The organism is Exiguobacterium sp. s133 (genome assembly GCF_018618595.1).
Classification (GTDB): domain Bacteria; phylum Bacillota; class Bacilli; order Exiguobacteriales; family Exiguobacteriaceae; genus Exiguobacterium_A; species Exiguobacterium_A oxidotolerans.
In genome coordinates this window covers 25,740-41,869 of the sequence record NZ_JACSMK010000016.1, presented here as the reverse complement: position 1 = coordinate 41,869, position 16,130 = coordinate 25,740, and the positions used below count along the sequence as shown (strand labels likewise).

General features: G+C 48.2%; 17 protein-coding genes and 2 tRNA genes. All 19 read right to left on the bottom strand.

Annotated elements, in window-relative coordinates:
• Positions 1–365 precede the first annotated feature (365 nt).
• The gene (lysS, locus tag KNP96_RS16085; RefSeq protein WP_214771760.1) at positions 366–1,847 is read right to left on the bottom strand and encodes a lysine--tRNA ligase; all 1,482 of its coding nucleotides are present in this window, start codon (positions 1,845–1,847) and stop codon (positions 366–368) included.
• Between the two features lie 170 nt (positions 1,848–2,017).
• Entirely contained in the window at positions 2,018–3,013 is a 996-nt protein-coding gene (gene dusB / locus KNP96_RS16080; protein ID WP_214771757.1) for a tRNA dihydrouridine synthase DusB, read from the bottom strand.
• A gap of 31 nt (positions 3,014–3,044) precedes the next feature.
• Positions 3,045–3,542, bottom strand: coding sequence for a 2-amino-4-hydroxy-6-hydroxymethyldihydropteridine diphosphokinase (gene folK, locus KNP96_RS16075; protein ID WP_088835989.1), 498 nt, complete (start codon positions 3,540–3,542; stop codon positions 3,045–3,047).
• Entirely contained in the window at positions 3,539–3,910 is a 372-nt protein-coding gene (gene folB, locus KNP96_RS16070) for a dihydroneopterin aldolase (protein ID WP_088835988.1), read from the bottom strand. Before folB ends, folK begins: the two co-directional genes overlap by 4 nt.
• A 2-nt stretch (positions 3,911–3,912) precedes the next feature.
• Positions 3,913–4,704 (bottom strand): dihydropteroate synthase, encoded by a 792-nt coding sequence (gene folP / locus KNP96_RS16065; RefSeq protein ID WP_088835987.1) that lies wholly within the window; start codon positions 4,702–4,704, stop codon positions 3,913–3,915.
• Positions 4,701–5,540 (bottom strand): aminodeoxychorismate lyase, encoded by an 840-nt coding sequence (pabC, locus tag KNP96_RS16060; RefSeq protein WP_088835986.1) that lies wholly within the window; start codon positions 5,538–5,540, stop codon positions 4,701–4,703. The genes folP and pabC overlap by 4 nt, the downstream gene beginning before the upstream one ends.
• Positions 5,524–6,105, bottom strand: a complete 582-nt coding sequence (locus tag KNP96_RS16055) for an anthranilate synthase component II (protein ID WP_214771754.1) — start codon at positions 6,103–6,105, stop codon at positions 5,524–5,526. Before KNP96_RS16055 ends, pabC begins: the two co-directional genes overlap by 17 nt.
• Complete coding sequence (locus KNP96_RS16050; protein ID WP_088835984.1) at positions 6,102–7,490, bottom strand: anthranilate synthase component I family protein; 1,389 nt, start codon at positions 7,488–7,490, stop codon at positions 6,102–6,104. The genes KNP96_RS16055 and KNP96_RS16050 overlap by 4 nt, the downstream gene beginning before the upstream one ends.
• A 92-nt stretch (positions 7,491–7,582) precedes the next feature.
• Entirely contained in the window at positions 7,583–8,527 is a 945-nt protein-coding gene (gene cysK, locus KNP96_RS16045) for a cysteine synthase A (RefSeq protein WP_088835983.1), read from the bottom strand.
• 80 nt (positions 8,528–8,607) lie between these two features.
• Positions 8,608–8,919, bottom strand: a complete 312-nt coding sequence (locus tag KNP96_RS16040; protein ID WP_029332222.1) for a SurA N-terminal domain-containing protein — start codon at positions 8,917–8,919, stop codon at positions 8,608–8,610.
• A 12-nt stretch (positions 8,920–8,931) separates the two neighbouring features.
• Positions 8,932–9,858 carry an Hsp33 family molecular chaperone HslO gene (gene hslO, locus KNP96_RS16035; RefSeq protein WP_029332221.1) on the bottom strand — a complete coding sequence of 309 codons (927 nt, stop codon included), beginning with the start codon at positions 9,856–9,858 and terminating at the stop codon, positions 8,932–8,934.
• An 11-nt stretch (positions 9,859–9,869) separates the two neighbouring features.
• Entirely contained in the window at positions 9,870–10,631 is a 762-nt protein-coding gene (locus KNP96_RS16030) for a type III pantothenate kinase (RefSeq protein WP_088835982.1), read from the bottom strand.
• A gap of 161 nt (positions 10,632–10,792) precedes the next feature.
• A complete protein-coding gene (gene ftsH, locus KNP96_RS16025) occupies positions 10,793–12,799 on the bottom strand; it encodes an ATP-dependent zinc metalloprotease FtsH (RefSeq protein ID WP_088835981.1) in 2,007 nt (668 codons plus the stop codon).
• A 120-nt stretch (positions 12,800–12,919) separates the two neighbouring features.
• Entirely contained in the window at positions 12,920–13,465 is a 546-nt protein-coding gene (hpt, locus tag KNP96_RS16020; RefSeq protein ID WP_012368964.1) for a hypoxanthine phosphoribosyltransferase, read from the bottom strand.
• Positions 13,466–13,498: 33 nt separating this feature from the next.
• Entirely contained in the window at positions 13,499–14,743 is a 1,245-nt protein-coding gene (gene tilS, locus KNP96_RS16015; protein WP_088835980.1) for a tRNA lysidine(34) synthetase TilS, read from the bottom strand.
• 76 nt (positions 14,744–14,819) lie between these two features.
• A tRNA-Glu gene (locus KNP96_RS16010) sits at positions 14,820–14,891 on the bottom strand.
• Positions 14,892–14,900: 9 nt separating this feature from the next.
• Positions 14,901–14,977 (bottom strand) — tRNA-Met (locus tag KNP96_RS16005).
• A 153-nt stretch (positions 14,978–15,130) separates the two neighbouring features.
• On the bottom strand, positions 15,131–15,655 hold the full coding sequence (locus KNP96_RS16000; protein WP_088835979.1) for a S1 domain-containing RNA-binding protein: 525 nt from the start codon (positions 15,653–15,655) through the stop codon (positions 15,131–15,133).
• Positions 15,656–15,738: 83 nt separating this feature from the next.
• A complete protein-coding gene (locus tag KNP96_RS15995; RefSeq protein WP_088835978.1) occupies positions 15,739–16,119 on the bottom strand; it encodes an FtsB family cell division protein in 381 nt (126 codons plus the stop codon).
• Positions 16,120–16,130: the final 11 nt, after the last annotated feature.

The following is a 16,130-nucleotide window of genomic DNA, read 5'->3' as shown; positions in this document are numbered from 1 at the left end:
CGTTGACGAAGCTTGCGCTTCATTCATTGTTTGTATCCGAAGATACGTTTTTTGCCTCATCGTTCAGTTTTCAAAGTTCGTCGTGTCGTTTTCAGCGACTTTAATATCTTACCAAGTTATCAACACAATTGTCAACAACTTTTTTTGATATTTTTTTCGGTGTGTCACAACCATTTGCGGCACAAGAAATAATATACCATGGCTTTTTCGATTGTACAAGCATTTTATTAGAAAAACATTTAAAAAGATTATTTACCCGTTTTATTGCTGATTGATTCCAATTCATCATGTCTTTTCGAGCCTTCATTTTTCATAATAAAGCTCCCTCTCTACTATATATAGAAGAAAGGGAGCAAACGTGTTTGTTAGTTTTGTTGGTGGCGCATCGTTGGGAATAAGAGAACGTCCCGAATCGATGGTGCATTTGTTAGCAACATGACAAGGCGATCGATTCCGATTCCAAGTCCACCCGTTGGCGGCATTCCGTATTCCAATGCTTCGATGAAATCATTATCCATCTCGTGTGCTTCGTCGTTCCCAGCTTCCTTTTCAACAAGCTGTGCTTCGAAACGTTCACGTTGGTCGATTGGATCGTTTAACTCCGTGAAGGCATTCGCATGTTCACGACGCACGATGAATAATTCGAAACGATCCGTAAAGCGTGGATCTTCTGGGTTTTTCTTCGCGAGTGGTGAAATTTCAACTGGGTGACCATAAACGAAAGTCGGTTGAACGAGTGTCTCCTCGATTTTTTGTTCGAAGAATTCATTTAAGATATGCCCCGTCGACATATGTGACTGAACTTCGATTCCGTGTTCATGGGCAAGTTCGTGGGCCCGCTCTTTCGAAATATCATCAAAGAAATTGATTCCTGTCGCTTCTTTAACGAGATCTGCCATATGGGCACGTTTCCAACCAACCGTTAAATCGATGACGTCTTCGCCATACGTAACTTTTTTTGTCCCAAGTACTTCTTGAGCGACGTGAGCAATCAGGTTTTCTGTTAAATCCATGATATCTTCATAGTCCGCATATGCCTCATACAACTCAATCATCGTGAACTCTGGGTTATGGCGTGTTGAAATTCCTTCATTTCGGAAGACACGACCAATTTCATATACTTTTTCAAGTCCACCGACGATAAGACGTTTTAGGTGCAATTCAATCGCAATTCGCATGTAAAGCGTCATATCAAGAGCATTGTGGTGCGTGATGAACGGACGGGCAGATGCTCCACCTGCGATTGTGTGTAACATCGGTGTTTCGACTTCCAAGTAGCCGAGACTATCGAGGTATTGACGGATGCCTCGAATTACTTTGCTTCGGGCGATGAATGTCTCCCGTGATTCCGTGTTCGTAATGAGATCGAGATAACGTTGACGGTACCGTTGTTCCACATCTTTTAATCCATGATATTTATCTGGAAGCGGACGAAGTGCTTTCGTCAACAATGTAAACGACGTGACATGGACTGATAACTCGCCGACGTTCGTTTTAAAGACATAACCACTGATTCCGATGATATCACCTAAATCGCATGTCTTGTAAATTTCATATGCTGCTTCTCCGACATCGTCTTTCCGGACATATAACTGAATTTGACCTGTCACATCCTGAACGTTCGTAAATCCAACTTTCCCTTTACGGCGTGTTGTCATGACACGTCCCGCAATCGTTACTTCCGGTTTTAATTCAGCTAATTCCTCTTTTTCGTTCTCGCCGTAAGCTGAACGAATGCTTGCTGTATCCGTTGACCGTTCAAAACGAGCACCGAACGGGTCGAGTCCTTGCTCACGCATCGCGTTCATCTTACCGAGACGCACCTGCATTTGATCATTCATTTCCATGTCCTGACTCACTGTATTCACTCCTTCTAAAAATTGTTCACGACGGTCTTCATCATTCTGCATCAAAAAGCTGCCGGCATGACCGACAGCACCTTGAAAAAAACCGATTCGCTCATCTTTAATGCAATTAGCGTACCATAAAACGGGTAATGCCGACTATACTTTACCTGTCACGCATGTACTGCGGTTGTTTCCAAGGTTTCGACATACTGACGTAACAACTCTTGAAGACCGGCATGGGTATCAATATCGAATAAGGCTTTTCGGACTTGCCCGTTCCCACTTAATCCTTTGAGATACCACGCGACGTGGGTACGCATTTCACGAACGGCTAGTTTCTCACCTTTCAGTGCAACGAGTCGTGCCGCATGCAACAAGCAAATATCAATCTTTTCACGTGGTGTCGGCTCGGCTGGTAACGTCCCGGATTCGAGATACTGGATGGTCTGATAGAGCATCCATGGATTGCCGAGCGCCGCCCGACCAATCATCACACCATCTACACCGATTTCATCAATCATCCGTTGCGCGTCTTGCGGCGTTTGCACATCACCGTTTCCGATGATCGGAATCTGCACTGCCCGTTTTGCTTCCCCGATGATGTTCCAGTCCGCAACGCCCTCATACTTTTGCGAACGGGTCCGCCCGTGAATAGCAACCGCCTTTGCTCCACCCGCTTCCGCTGCCCGGACATTATCGACACAATAAATATGATGACTGTCCCAGCCTGTCCGCATCTTGACCGTGACGGGCTTCTCGACCGCTTGCGATACAGCATGAACCATTTCATATACTTTATCGGGATCAAGCAACCATTTTGCACCGGCATCACATTTCGTGACTTTTGGAACCGGGCATCCCATGTTGATGTCAATGATATCCGCATTCGTGTTGGCATCGACATACTGTGCCGCCTTTACGAGTGTCTCCTTCGATCCGCCGTAAATCTGCAGACTGAGCGGCTTTTCGCGTTCGTCGACATACAGCATCTCTAACGTCCGTTCATTTTCATACAAAATCCCTTTATCGCTGACCATTTCCGCACAGACGAGTCCTGCCCCGAATTCTTTTGCAATCAAACGAAACGCAGGATTGCAGACGCCCGCCATCGGTGCGAGGATGACACGATTGTTCAGTTCGACGTCACCAATCTTAAAACCTGACATGTAGCGCTCTTCCTCTCTTCTTCAATACCCTCTATTCCTTCACGATTCGTCTGACGCCCGCTCGTTCCGTTTCCGGTAGTTGCGCGTAGAGTTCCTCGACCGTCCTCTTTAAATGCGGTACCTCATATTGCGGATTCAATTCCTGCAACGGCGCGAGGACAAATGCCCGCTCTTGCATCCGTGGATGCGGCACCGTTAATCCTTCTGAATGTATATCATCTGTATTATAAAGGATGATGTCAAGGTCTAACGTTCTCGGTCCATTCTTGAACAATCGCTTCCGTCCTTCTTGGCGTTCGATGCCCTGCAAGTGCTCGAGCAACACCTCCGCGGACCAACTCGTCTCAAGTTCGACGACCATGTTGTAGAATAAATCTTGATCGAGGTAACCGACAGGAACGGTCTCATAAATCGAGGACGGGCGAATCGCTTGAATCTCCGGGTACGCCGTCATCGCTTCAATTGCAGCATGTAAGTGCCCGGCCTTATCCCCGATGTTCGACCCAAGGGCGATGTAAGCACGGTTCATGCATAATCCCCCCGAACCCGATTGATTTCTACCGCGACATGCTCATAGTGCCCTGCGATCGGTGGATCAGGTTTGATGACTTTGACGGTCGCTTCCAAAATTCGTGGATCGAGCAAAAAGACGTGTCGGACGATTCGGTCCGCGAGCGCCTCGACCAACTGAACGGCCTCCCCTTCGACGACATGTTTCGTCGCTTCATAGAGTTCCGCATAATTGACACTTTCCCGTAAATCGTCCGTCTCGCCGGCGCGTGATAAATCAAGTCCGATGGATAAATCCACATTAAAGCGCTGTCCTAACTTCGTTTCTTCTGCGAACACTCCATGATAACCATAAAAACGCATCCCTGAAACGTGTATGCGATCCATCTTCATTCCCCCTTCGGTAATTCTGCTGCAAGCATCGCGTCCATCATCAGAGCGGCCCGCTTGATTTCTTTCACGTCATGGACACGCATCCACTCGCAACCTTGTTGGATGCCGTAACAGACGGTCGCAATCGTCCCTTCCACCCGTTCCGCCGCCGGGAGTCCGAGCGTCAATCCGATGAGTGACTTTCTCGACGTCCCGAGCAGGACGGGGTATCCGAAATCTGTCGCGATCGCGAGGTGACGCATCAAAAATAAATTCTCTTCATACGTTTTCATGAAACCAATCCCTGGATCGAGCCAAATCCGATTTTCCGAGACACCCGCCTGTTTCGCTAATCGGATTGATTCTTCAAGGTCGGCGCGGACTTCAGCTAAGACGTCTGTTCCGTGTGGTTCCGTCCGATTATGCATCAGGATGATTGGGACTTCGTGCCGGGCGGCGACCGTTACCATTGAACGATCCCCCCATTTCGAACCCCAGACGTCATTGATGAGATCTGCACCGGCACGGACAGCGGCTTCAGCGACTTCCGGTTTATACGTATCAATCGAAATCAAGACATCGAGCTCACGCTTCAAGCGACGAATCACTGGAACAACGCGGTCGATTTCATCTGCTGCTGAAACAAATGTCGCACCCGGTCGCGTCGATTCTCCACCAACATCGATTGCATCTGCCCCGTCCGCAACAAGTTGCCTAGCATGACGAACAGCGAGTTCGACATCAACGTATTGTCCACCATCTGAAAACGAATCCGGCGTCACATTTAAAATTCCCATGATTTTTGTCAACGTTTTTCCCTCCTCGACCACCGCGTCTCGACGGCCTCATCGAATAGCTGACGCACACGTTGATAGCCGCTTCCCGATTGACCCGGGAACGTTCGTCCGTCAAGTGATGAAACGGCGACTGCTTCTTGAACGGAATTCGTGTAGAGAATTTCGTCTGCCTCCATCAACTGTGGCAATAAAGCAAGGCGTTCTTCGACCATAAGTTGCTCCATCAAGAACTGGCGGGTGATCCCATTCAAGGCACCCGTCTCAAGCGACGGTGTATACCACTTCTCCCCATAACGCCAAAAAATGTTCGAAGTGATGCCTTCACAAATGAATCCTTCCTTCGTCAAGAAGAGCCCTTCCGCTTCCGGATTAAACAGTTGGCGTTTCGCAACTAGATTGTTCATGTAGTGATGCGACTTTAAGCGATACGCCGTTTCCGGTGTACTGCGTGGCAACCGGACCGTTTCAAGCGCCCGCTCCGTCGCTTGTCGCGCACCAATCGGTCTCGCATAAATCACGACCGTCGGCGTGTCATACCGCTCAACGGAGAGTCCGATATCACGGGGACCAGCCGAGACATTTAAGCGGATGTATAAATCAGTCGTCGCATGGGCACGGTATAAGGTCTCAATCGCAACTAACAGTTCATCCCGCGTATAGGGGATGACGATTCCAATCGCGGCACAACTCATCTGTAGCCGTTTAATATGATCATCAAATAAAAATGGATGTCCTGCATACGTACGAAATGTCTCAAAAATCCCCATTCCATATAAATAACCATGGTCAAATGGTGAAATCCGAACGTCTTCTTCTTTTACTACCTGTCCATCATGCCAAAGATACATATCGATTCAACTCCAAAAAGTTTTTTAACATCCGTTTCCCGTCTCGGGTCAAGATTGCTTCCGGATGAAACTGGACACCGACGATCGGTAACTCGCGATGTCGCAGGGCCATGATTTCTCCCCCTGCTTCCGCTGTCACTTCCAGGGCATCCGGAAAGGTCTCCCGCTCGACGACAAGCGAATGGTACCGTGTCACTGGTGTATCTTGAGCGATGCCTTCAAACATCCCGGTCGCGTCGTGAGACAATAACGAAACTTTTCCGTGCATTAAGTCTTGTGCCCGGACGACTTGTCCGCCGAAGACTTGTCCGATTGCTTGATGACCGAGGCAGACACCAAGGATAGGCAACTTGCCTGCGAAGTATTCGATCGCAGCAAGGCTGATGCCCGCCTCGTTCGGAGTACAAGGTCCTGGCGAAATCACTAGGTGATCGGGTTTGAGTTGTTCAATCTCCTCGAGTGTAATCGCATCATTCCGAAACACCTGGATCTCTTGCCCGAGCTCCCCAAAGTATTGGACTAAGTTGTACGTAAATGAGTCATAGTTATCAATCAATACAATCATGTCGTTCCCTCCGCCATTTCTTTTGCGACCCAAAGTGCCTTTGCCTTACTGAGTGATTCTTCATATTCGCTCACTGAACTAGAATCGGTGACGATTCCTGCTCCCGCCTGAATATAAGCGACGCCATCTTTGGCGACGAGCGTCCGAATCAAGATGTTGAAGATCGCATCGTCCGCCCAACTGATAAATCCGAGTGACCCTGTATAAATACCACGCCGGACCGGTTCTAACTCCTCGATGATCTCCATCGTCCGGATTTTTGGTGCACCGGTGATCGTCCCACCGGGGAACATCGCTGCGAGAACATCGCTCGCACCTTGGTGTTCCGCTACTTTCCCACGGACATTCGAGACGATATGTTGGACATGAGAATATTTTTCGATCACCATCAATTCATCGACATGAACGGACCCATACCGGCTGACCCGTCCTAAATCGTTGCGTTCTAAATCAACGAGCATGACGTGTTCCGCCCGCTCTTTTTCATTATCGAGCAGCGTCTTCGCAAGCGCTAAGTCTTCCGCTTCATCCTTCCCGCGCGGACGTGTCCCAGCAATCGGACGCGTCGCGAGATCGTCTCCAATTTTTTCGACGAGCAACTCGGGTGACGCTGAGACGAGCGTCAACTCTTCATCGACGAAGTAGCCCATGTACGGCGACGGGTTCACCTGCCGCAACACGTCATAGACATGAGCCGGCGATGTTAAGAGACGTTCATGTTGACGAACCGCAAGATTGACTTGAAAGACGTCACCCGCTTCAATATAACGTTTGACGCGGTCTGCCGCCTCGACAAAGTCGGCTTGTTCGAACGACCGACCCCGCTCTAACCGTTCATTCAAAACCGGGCGAAAGACTGGCGCAGGACTCTCCACTTTCCAAGCAAGTACTTCAGTTTCAAGTGCTGCTTCCGCTGCCTCGACCGTATCACGCGTCACGGCAACGAATAACTGACCTGCCTGTTCGTCATACACGGCGACTTCATCGTACCAATACAACGAAATATCTGCTGTTTCTAAATCGTCCTCCGCTTCGTCCGGTAATCGCTCTAAATACCGGACAGCGTCATAACTGACGTAGCCTGCCAGTCCACCGAAAAATGCAGGCATCCCGTCCGGACGAGCCGATGCATGACGCGCGCGTACTTCTTCAATTAATGAAAACGGAGAATCTGTTCGTTCCTCGACACCATCACGTGTTGTAATCGTCGTTTGTCCGGATTTCGTGCGTAACTGCCCGACCGGGTGCACACCAGCCATCGTATAGGAACCGATACGACCACTTTCGAGCCAGATATGACCGGTTTGTTCTTTTGTCCGCTCCACATAACGGTTATAAAATTGTTCCTTCGTCCATGTAAATGCTACATATCTCGTCTGTCGCACTTGCGTCCCCCACCTCTGTACGTATTCTGTCCTCATTATACGCAAAAAAAAGGCACGCGGGAGTCGAATGACTTCCGTGTGCCTGAAAAAAATTATAGTTTCGAACCTTCTTCTTCCTCGACTTGATAGAGTGGCGTACTGAGGTAACGTTCTCCATTCGAAGGAATGATCGCTAACACATTTTTGCCTTTTCCAAGACGTTTGGCCGTTTTAAGAGCTGCAGCGATTGCAGCACCTGAAGAAATCCCACCGAGAACTCCGTTTGATTTCGCGGCACGGCGCGCATGATCAAATGCTTCTTCCGTCGTGATTTGTTCGACACCGTCATAGATGTGTGTATCGAGAATCGAGGGTACGAATCCAGCACCAATTCCTTGGAGCTTGTGCGGACCCGGTTTACCACCCGAAAGAACAGGTGAATCCGTTGGTTCGACAGCGATGATTTCGATTCCCGGGAAGGCGTCGCGTAATACTTTACCAGCACCCGTGATCGTCCCACCTGTTCCGATTCCGGCGATGAAGGCATCCAGTGATAGTCCTTCGAACGCTTCAACGATTTCAGGTCCTGTCGTCTGTTCGTGGACGACGGGGTTCGCTCCGTTGTTGAATTGTTGCGGCATGAAATGACCATGTTCCTCTGCTTCCGCCGTCGCTCGCGCGATTGCACCCTTCATTCCTTCCGGACCAGGTGTTAAAATCAACTCCGCGCCGTACGCACGAAGAAGAGTTCGACGTTCCATGCTCATTGTTTCTGGCATGACGAGAATGGCCCGGTATCCTTTCGCTGCTGCGACCATCGCTAGACCAATCCCGGTGTTGCCACTCGTTGGTTCGATGATCGTATCGCCCGCTTTCAGTTTCCCAGCATCCTCTGCCGCTTCAATCATCGACAGCGCAATCCGGTCTTTGACACTTGACCCGGGATTCATGTACTCCAGTTTCAAGTAGACATCTGCATCCTCTGGTCCTGTCAGATGGTTCAATTTGACGATCGGCGTGCGGCCGACTAAATCTAGTACTGAATTTGCAATACGCATGACCATTCCTCCTCATAATGAAAAACCTTTAATTCCAAGTAATCCGATAAATCAATTATCAATGGACTGGATGAAATCTGTCAATCAAAGCGCTCCACGGTAGGTTTCGTTCCATTTTTGGATTGACGTTCTACCGCTTCTTGAATCAAACGATCGAGTGTATCTTGTTCGTGTTCTTTACGCATTACTTGATAGACATCCGCTCGTGTGATGTCTTCGTCTCCGACTGTCGCGACGACGTCTTCAAGCGGTCCACCGATACTTTCTTGGACGATCTTCGGAGAATCAACTTTCGGTAGTTCTCCCATGAAGGCATATGCTCCCGTTAAAAAGTTCGTCAACAGTAAGATGAAAATCAACATCCACAAGTACTTAGAGTTTACATTTCCCATTTTCAGACCCTCTTATGCTCGTTCGAGCGATTTTTCACGAAGTGATTGTAATTCTTCGACGCCATACTGATAGTGTTCTGAACAGAAATGACAAACTGCCTCTGCTCCACCATCTTCATCAATCATCGATTGAATCTCGTCAGGTCCGAGCGCCACGATGGCTGTCGCGAGCTTTTCGCGATCACATGTGCAACCAAACGTAACCGGCACTGTATCGAGGACTTCGTATGATTCACCGAGGACGAGTTCAAGCATTTCTTCCGGTGTTTTTTCTTCTCCGACAAGAATCGAGATTGGTTTTAATGCGGCCACTCGTGCTTCGAGTGCGGCAATCGTTTCTTCCGATGCACCTGGCATCAATTGCACGATTAACCCACCTGCTGCGATGACCGACTCATCTTCCGGATAAACGAGCACACCTGCACCGACGACAGATGGACTTTGTTCTGAGACTGCGAAGTAATACGTAAAGTCTTCACTGATTTCACCGGTTTGGATCGGTGATTGCCCTCCGACGAAGTCACGAAGTCCTAAATCTTTGATAACGGAAATATTTCCGCGACCGACTGCATCGCCGACTTTTAATTTCGTCAGACCGTCTGCATTGACGTACGTATCCATTTCGACACGTGGATGGCTGACGTATCCACGGACCGTTCCTTTTGCATCGGCATCGACGATGATTTTTCCGATCGGACCGTCCCCTTCAACTTTCAGGGTCACACGTGTGTCGCCTTTTTGCATCGTTCCCATCATCGCACCGATTGTCAGCGTCCGGCCAAGCGCCGCCGTGACGACCGGAGTCGTTTGGTGCCGGAGCTGTGCTTCATACACCGACTTTGTCGAACGGATTGCAAATGCACGGACTTCGCCGTTAAAACCGAGCGCCCGTACTAAATAATCATCTTTTAGTTGTGCTAATAATTCTTCACGTTTCATTATTTATTCCCTCACTTATTTCGTTCGTAGATAATACGCAACCCGTCAAGCGTCAAAAATGGATCGACGATTTCAATCGTTGCGGATTCCTCGCTGATTAATCGGGCAAGCCCACCAGTCGCGATGACTTTTGCTTCACCCATTTCTTCTTTCATCCGGTGGACAAGACCGTCCACTTGCGCGACATATCCAAAATACGTCCCTGACTGCATCGCATGAATCGTATTCCGCCCAATCGCGGATTGTGGTTTCGCAATCTCAATGCGCGGCAGTTTTGCTGCTTTGTTATAGAGTGCCTCAGTCGACACCATGACACCCGGTGAAATGATTCCACCGTAATAGCGTTTTTGTGAATCGATATAACAATAGGTCGTTGCTGTCCCAAAGTCGACGATGATCAATGGACCATCATATTTGACCGTCGCGGCGACCGCATTGACGATTCGATCCGCCCCGACTTCCCTTGGGTTATCGACTTTTAAGTCGAGCCCGGTTTTAATACCTGGTCCAATCACGAACGGGCGTCGATTGAAATAACGGACGCACATATTCTCCAGTGGAAACACGACGGGGGGTACGACAGATGATAACACGATTCCCTCGATTTCTTCCACGTTTAACTCTGCATCCCGGAACAAGGCTTTGACGAGCATCCCGTACTCATCGGTCGTCCGTGTCCGATCGGTTGCGATCCGCCAGTGCTCGACCAATGTCTCGCCAGCATAGACACCCAGTACGATATTCGTATTTCCAACATCAATTACTAAGATCATTTGACTGATTCCCCACTTTTCTATACGATACCTGCAATATACGTTGTGATTATACCACGTCGTCTAAGCTTCACCTACCGAAGTGCGCAAGCATCACGGCATATAAAAACAGGACCAGCACCCGCATAGCGGGTACTGATCCTGTCTCGTTGTGTCAGCGATTAAATTTGATCATCACGGCGTGGTTGATCAGGCTTTTCTACATCCACATTTTGACCTTCGTCGATGACTGAACCACGTTGTGTCGGAGATTCTGTCGGTTCATCGATGACAGGAGTCGTCGATTCCGGTTTTTTCTCGTCTTCTGTTTGTTCAGCTACCACTTCTGGCTCGTTCTTTTTGTATTCACCTGTCTCAATGAGGTGGTGAATTTGTTTTTGATCCAGCGTTTCAACTTCAAGTAACGTTGTCGCAATCAAATCAAGCTGATCACGTTTTTCCGTTAAGATCGTTTTCGCTTTTTGGTAACAGCGGTTGATGATCGCTTGGATTTCTGTATCAATCTCATGCGCAATCGCGTCCGAATAGTTTTGTTCATTTTGGAAGTCACGTCCTAAGAAGACATTTCCGCCTTGACCTGAACCGAACTGAAGCGGTCCGAGTTTTTCACTCATCCCGAACTCCATCACCATCTTCCGGGCGAGTCCTGTCGCACGTTGGAAGTCGTTGCTTGCTCCAGTCGATACTTCACCAAAGACGATATCTTCCGCGACACGACCACCAAGCAATCCGGTAATTTTATCTTCAAGTTCTGGTTTTGTCATGAAGTAACGATCTTCTTTCGGAAGCATGACGACGTAACCGCCGGCATTCCCACGAGGAACGATTGTTACTTTATGCACTTCATCCGCATCATCAAGTGTGACACCGATGATCGTATGACCTGCTTCATGCCACGCAACGATTTTTTTCTCTTTCGGCGAAATGATCCGGCTCTTCTTCGCTGGTCCAGCGATAACGCGGTCAATCGCTTCTTCTAGATCGACAATGGAAATCTTATCCCGGTCGGTACGCGCTGCAACGAGTGCTGCTTCGTTCAACAGGTTTTCAAGATCAGCACCAGAGAATCCTGGTGTCCGCTGTGCGATTGCTTTTAAATCGACTGTTGAGTCGAGTGGTTTATTTCGTGCATGTACCTTAAGAACTGCTTCACGACCGACGACATCTGGACGCTCAACCGTAATTTGACGGTCAAAACGACCTGGACGAAGCAAGGCTGGGTCCAAGATATCAGCGCGGTTCGTTGCTGCGATCATGATGATGCCTTCATTTTCACTGAATCCGTCCATCTCAACGAGAAGTTGGTTCAATGTTTGTTCACGCTCATCATGTCCGCCACCGAGACCTGCGCCACGTTGACGACCGACTGCATCGATTTCATCGATGAAGATGATACACGGTGCATTTTTCTTTGCATTTTCGAAGAGATCACGTACACGTGACGCCCCGACACCAACGAACATCTCAACGAAGTCAGAACCTGAAATCGAGAAGAATGGAACGCCAGCCTCACCTGCTGCTGCACGTGCAAGTAACGTTTTACCTGTACCTGGAGGACCGACAAGAAGGACCCCTTTAGGGATACGTGCACCGAGACGTGCAAATTTACGTGGGTCTTTCAAGAATTCGACAACTTCGACGAGTTCTTGCTTCTCTTCGTCTGCACCAGCGACATCTTCAAACGTAATTTTCTTTTTCTCCGTATCATAGAGGCGCGCTTTTGATTTACCGAAGTTCATCACGCGGCCACCGCCGCCGCCACCTTGTGCTTGATTAATTAAGAAGAAGAAGAGAATGAATATGATGATGAACGGGACGATCGTCGTCAGTAACGCGATCCAACCGCCATTCGTCTCTGCTGCTTTAAAGTCCATATTGACACCTTGACTGCGCAATTGTGTATAAAGATCCGTTAACTCCGTATCAACAGCTGGAACAACCGTTTCATACGTCGAATCCTTTTCACGTAAATCACCAGTCACATTATACGTCTGTCCTTCGTACTGGAAGGTAGCCGTCTTAATTTCACCTTTTTCAACCGACTCGACAAACTGTGTGTAATTGATTTCTTTGCTTTTGTTCACTGGACTCTGCAAGTATTGCAGAAACAAGATCAAAGCTAGAAAAATGACCCCAAACACGAGGGTATTCTTCACTGCTCGGTTCATCTTATGCCTCCTCTCCGCACCAACTGACATACCTTCATCAACTGATACGAATCCTGACGCGGCAAAGCGCGCTTTGTAATTGGTTTCATCTTATCATGTGACAGTCAAGATTAAAAATAATTAGCCACCGTAGACTGCCGGCTTCAACACACCAACATATGGCAGGTTACGATATTTCTCTTCATAGTCGAGACCGTAACCGACGACAAACTCGTGTGGAATCACAAATCCACTATAATCCGCGTGAAGATCATTTTTGCGACCTGACGGCTTATCGAGCAATGTCACGATTTTGACAGATTTTGCTTTACGGTACTTGAAGAGATCAACCAAGTATCCAAGCGTCAATCCACTGTCAATGATATCTTCGACAATCAGGATGTCACGTCCTTCTACAGATGTGTTCAAATCCTTTTCGATTTTAACTTCGCCTGTCGATGTCGTTCCACCGTGGTATGTCGAAACATCCATGAAATCCATCTCAAGGTGCATGTCCATCTTTTTGACGAGATCAGACATGAACGGCATTGCGCCTTTTAAGACACAGACGAGCAGTGGAAAACGATCACCATAATCTGCTGTCAGTTCACCCGCGAGTTCACCGACTTTATGTTGGATCTCTTCTTCCGAAATCAGTACTTTCTCCATATCATTCATTAAGGTCATGCTAGGTATTCCTCCTCCATTTTAAACACTACATTACCATTCTATCATTAAATAAGACCGTGCGAGGAGTTCAAATGACCCGAATTTTGCAATTCGATGTCCGACGACCGCTAAAACTTGACCCGTGGCGTCGACGACGACCGGAACTTCTGCCCGAAGATAACGTGGTACTTTCGCATCAATTAGAATCCGGCTTACTTTTTTCGTTCCGATTTCTAGCTGTATCCGGTCCCCTGGCAACTGACTTCGTACCGTCAGCGGGAAAGTAACTTCCGCTAACGGAATCCCTGCATCCCCGTATGAAAACGTCACATCTCGTTCACCATAACGGTATGTTCCCAAATCAGCCCCTACTTGAAACGATTCAAGTGCAGAATCTGTCGTATCTTTCTCGATACAGGTCAAGTATCCGTACGCGCGGCGAATCCTCCAGTTTCCATAATACACTTCGCTCGAGGGCATATCTACTCGGAGCCATGCTAAAAAGCGATCGAAATCCTCTGATGTCAACCGGACATCCGGTAAGAGCACTTGTAAAGCGAGTCGTCTCAAATCTGTCGGCAGCTGGTTGATCTCATCGATTACTATCCCATCCTCCGTCGTATGTCGCGCTACTAATGCTTCGACGTACGCTAAGTGCTCGTCCTGTATCGTTTGACGAAGTCGTGCGGCACGGACCGCCGCTTCTTCGAACCCCGGGCGCACTTGAGCGAGCCTTGGTAAAATATCGTGCCGGATTTGATTTCTTAAGTACTTCGTTTCCGCATTTGTCGCATCCTCACGCCACTCGATTTGTTGACGCGTCGCATAAGCCGTCAGTTCCTGTTTCGTCCAGTTCACCAGCGGACGATGCAACTGACCGGGACCGAACGGGCGATGAATCGGAATCCCGTCGATTGTCGCTTCACCCCGCAACAACTGAATCAATAACGTCTCGAGTTGATCATCACGATGATGTGCTAAGACTAAGTGACTCCGGTTCGTCTCTTCCATTAAATCTTCAAAAAACTGATACCGTTTCTCGCGACAACGGGCTTGACTCACCCGTTGTCCACCCCATTCTAAACGGGTCGTCCGGAACGGGAGATTACGTTCAAAAGCCCAGTTTTCGACAAACGCGGCTTCTTCATCCGATGCTGCACGAAGACCATGGTGGACATGGGCAATTAAAAGATCAAACTTCGCCTCGTGCAACAGATGCGCGAGCACCATCGAGTCGCAGCCTCCGGATACGCCGACGATGAGCGGTTCATTCGGAACAGGAGCAATCGTTTCCATGATGTACGCATCCCCTTTTCGAATCTACTATACTAAAAAAAGCCACCTCTATATAATAGAGATAGCTTTTAAAGAATGACCCGTACGGGAATCGAACCCGTGTTACCGCCGTGAAAGGGCGGTGTCTTAACCGCTTGACCAACGGGCCAAAAAAATATGGTAGCGGCGGAGGGAGTCGAACCCACGACCTCACGGGTATGAACCGTACGCTCTAGCCAGCTGAGCTACACCGCCATATTTTTAACTTGTGCGTCTTAAGCACATTTTCTATAATACGGTGGAGTCAAATGAAAGTCAACGCTTTTTATAAAAATAATTTCAAAAAAATAAAAGATGGAATGAACAGCGTCATTCCATCTCTATTCTTATAAAGAACAGGTCAGCAAGTTATTGACGTTTAGCACCGCGTCCGCCACGTTTTGAATCCGTTTGGCGTTTGAGTGTCGCAAGACGATCTTCACTGTCTTTGAGGAAACTCGTCATCAACGTATCGAACGTTTGCTCTTTACGTGGAGCAGGTGCTCCGCGACCACCTTTGTTGAATCCTCCACGATTTCCACCACCGCCGCCACTGCGCGGTCCTTTGTTATCAAACGGACGTGGTCCGCGATCTTGACCGGCCGGGCGTGGGCCACGGTCGAATTGACGTGCAGGACGAGGACGTTCGCCTTCAGGGCGGTCAACAGCCTTCTTGATTGAAAGACCGATTTTACCATCGTTTTCTACACTCAAGACTTTAACTGTGATTTCCTGTCCAACCGTCAAGACATCATTGATATCTTTAACGTAAGAATCTGCCACTTCGCTGATGTGAACGAGACCGGTTTTCCCAGTCGGTAATTCTACGAACGCTCCGAAATTAGTGATGCCTGTAACTTTCCCTTGCACTTTGCTGCCTACTTCAATCGACATAAATTGTATTGCTCCTTTTTAGTTGATTCATTTCTTATTATACGAGTGATTACATATTTTTTCAATCAATCGGCAACCATCGGTTAATCTTCAGGTGAGAAATAGAAAATTGTTTCGCCTTTTTTCGAGTACAACAACTCACTTCTCGCTAAGTTCGCAACATATTCTTTATCGTTCAGCCGTTCGATTTCCTCTTTCAGGCGTGCCGACTCTTTTTTCGCTTTTGTTTGCTCTTGTTGAGCGACCTGGAACGATTGATTTTGTTCAGCAATCAATTGTTTCTTTTCGATGTATGACCACCCCATGAGAGAAAGGACGATGAGAAAGATTGACATACAAATCAAGAAACGCTTTTTTAAGCGCGATCGGTTCTCAATCGCATTTTGGCTTAATTGCTTTTTACGATCATTGAGCGGTTTAATCTTTGGTGGTGTTTGACGACCTGATTCTAACGGTGCCGGCATATCATCCCTCC

Coding starts and splice junctions, on each gene's coding strand:
- folB (WP_088835988.1), bottom strand. CDS start 3,910: ATGGATCGCATACACGTTTCAGGGATGCGTTTTTATGGTTATCATGGA.
- KNP96_RS16030 (WP_088835982.1), bottom strand. CDS start 10,631: ATGATCTTAGTAATTGATGTTGGAAATACGAATATCGTACTGGGTGTC.
- KNP96_RS16000 (WP_088835979.1), bottom strand. CDS start 15,655: ATGTCGATTGAAGTAGGCAGCAAAGTGCAAGGGAAAGTTACAGGCATC.
- hpt (WP_012368964.1), bottom strand. CDS start 13,465: ATGACCTTAATGAATGATATGGAGAAAGTACTGATTTCGGAAGAAGAG.
- dusB (WP_214771757.1), bottom strand. CDS start 3,013: ATGTCAGGTTTTAAGATTGGTGACGTCGAACTGAACAATCGTGTCATC.
- lysS (WP_214771760.1), bottom strand. CDS start 1,847: ATGGAAATGAATGATCAAATGCAGGTGCGTCTCGGTAAGATGAACGCG.
- folK (WP_088835989.1), bottom strand. CDS start 3,542: ATGAACCGTGCTTACATCGCCCTTGGGTCGAACATCGGGGATAAGGCC.
- pabC (WP_088835986.1), bottom strand. CDS start 5,540: ATGTATCTTTGGCATGATGGACAGGTAGTAAAAGAAGAAGACGTTCGG.
- KNP96_RS16040 (WP_029332222.1), bottom strand. CDS start 8,919: ATGGGAAATGTAAACTCTAAGTACTTGTGGATGTTGATTTTCATCTTA.
- KNP96_RS15995 (WP_088835978.1), bottom strand. CDS start 16,119: ATGCCGGCACCGTTAGAATCAGGTCGTCAAACACCACCAAAGATTAAA.
- KNP96_RS16055 (WP_214771754.1), bottom strand. CDS start 6,105: ATGATTGTATTGATTGATAACTATGACTCATTTACGTACAACTTAGTC.
- hslO (WP_029332221.1), bottom strand. CDS start 9,858: ATGAAACGTGAAGAATTATTAGCACAACTAAAAGATGATTATTTAGTA.
- tilS (WP_088835980.1), bottom strand. CDS start 14,743: ATGGAAACGATTGCTCCTGTTCCGAATGAACCGCTCATCGTCGGCGTA.
- cysK (WP_088835983.1), bottom strand. CDS start 8,527: ATGCGTATTGCAAATTCAGTACTAGATTTAGTCGGCCGCACGCCGATC.
- ftsH (WP_088835981.1), bottom strand. CDS start 12,799: ATGAACCGAGCAGTGAAGAATACCCTCGTGTTTGGGGTCATTTTTCTA.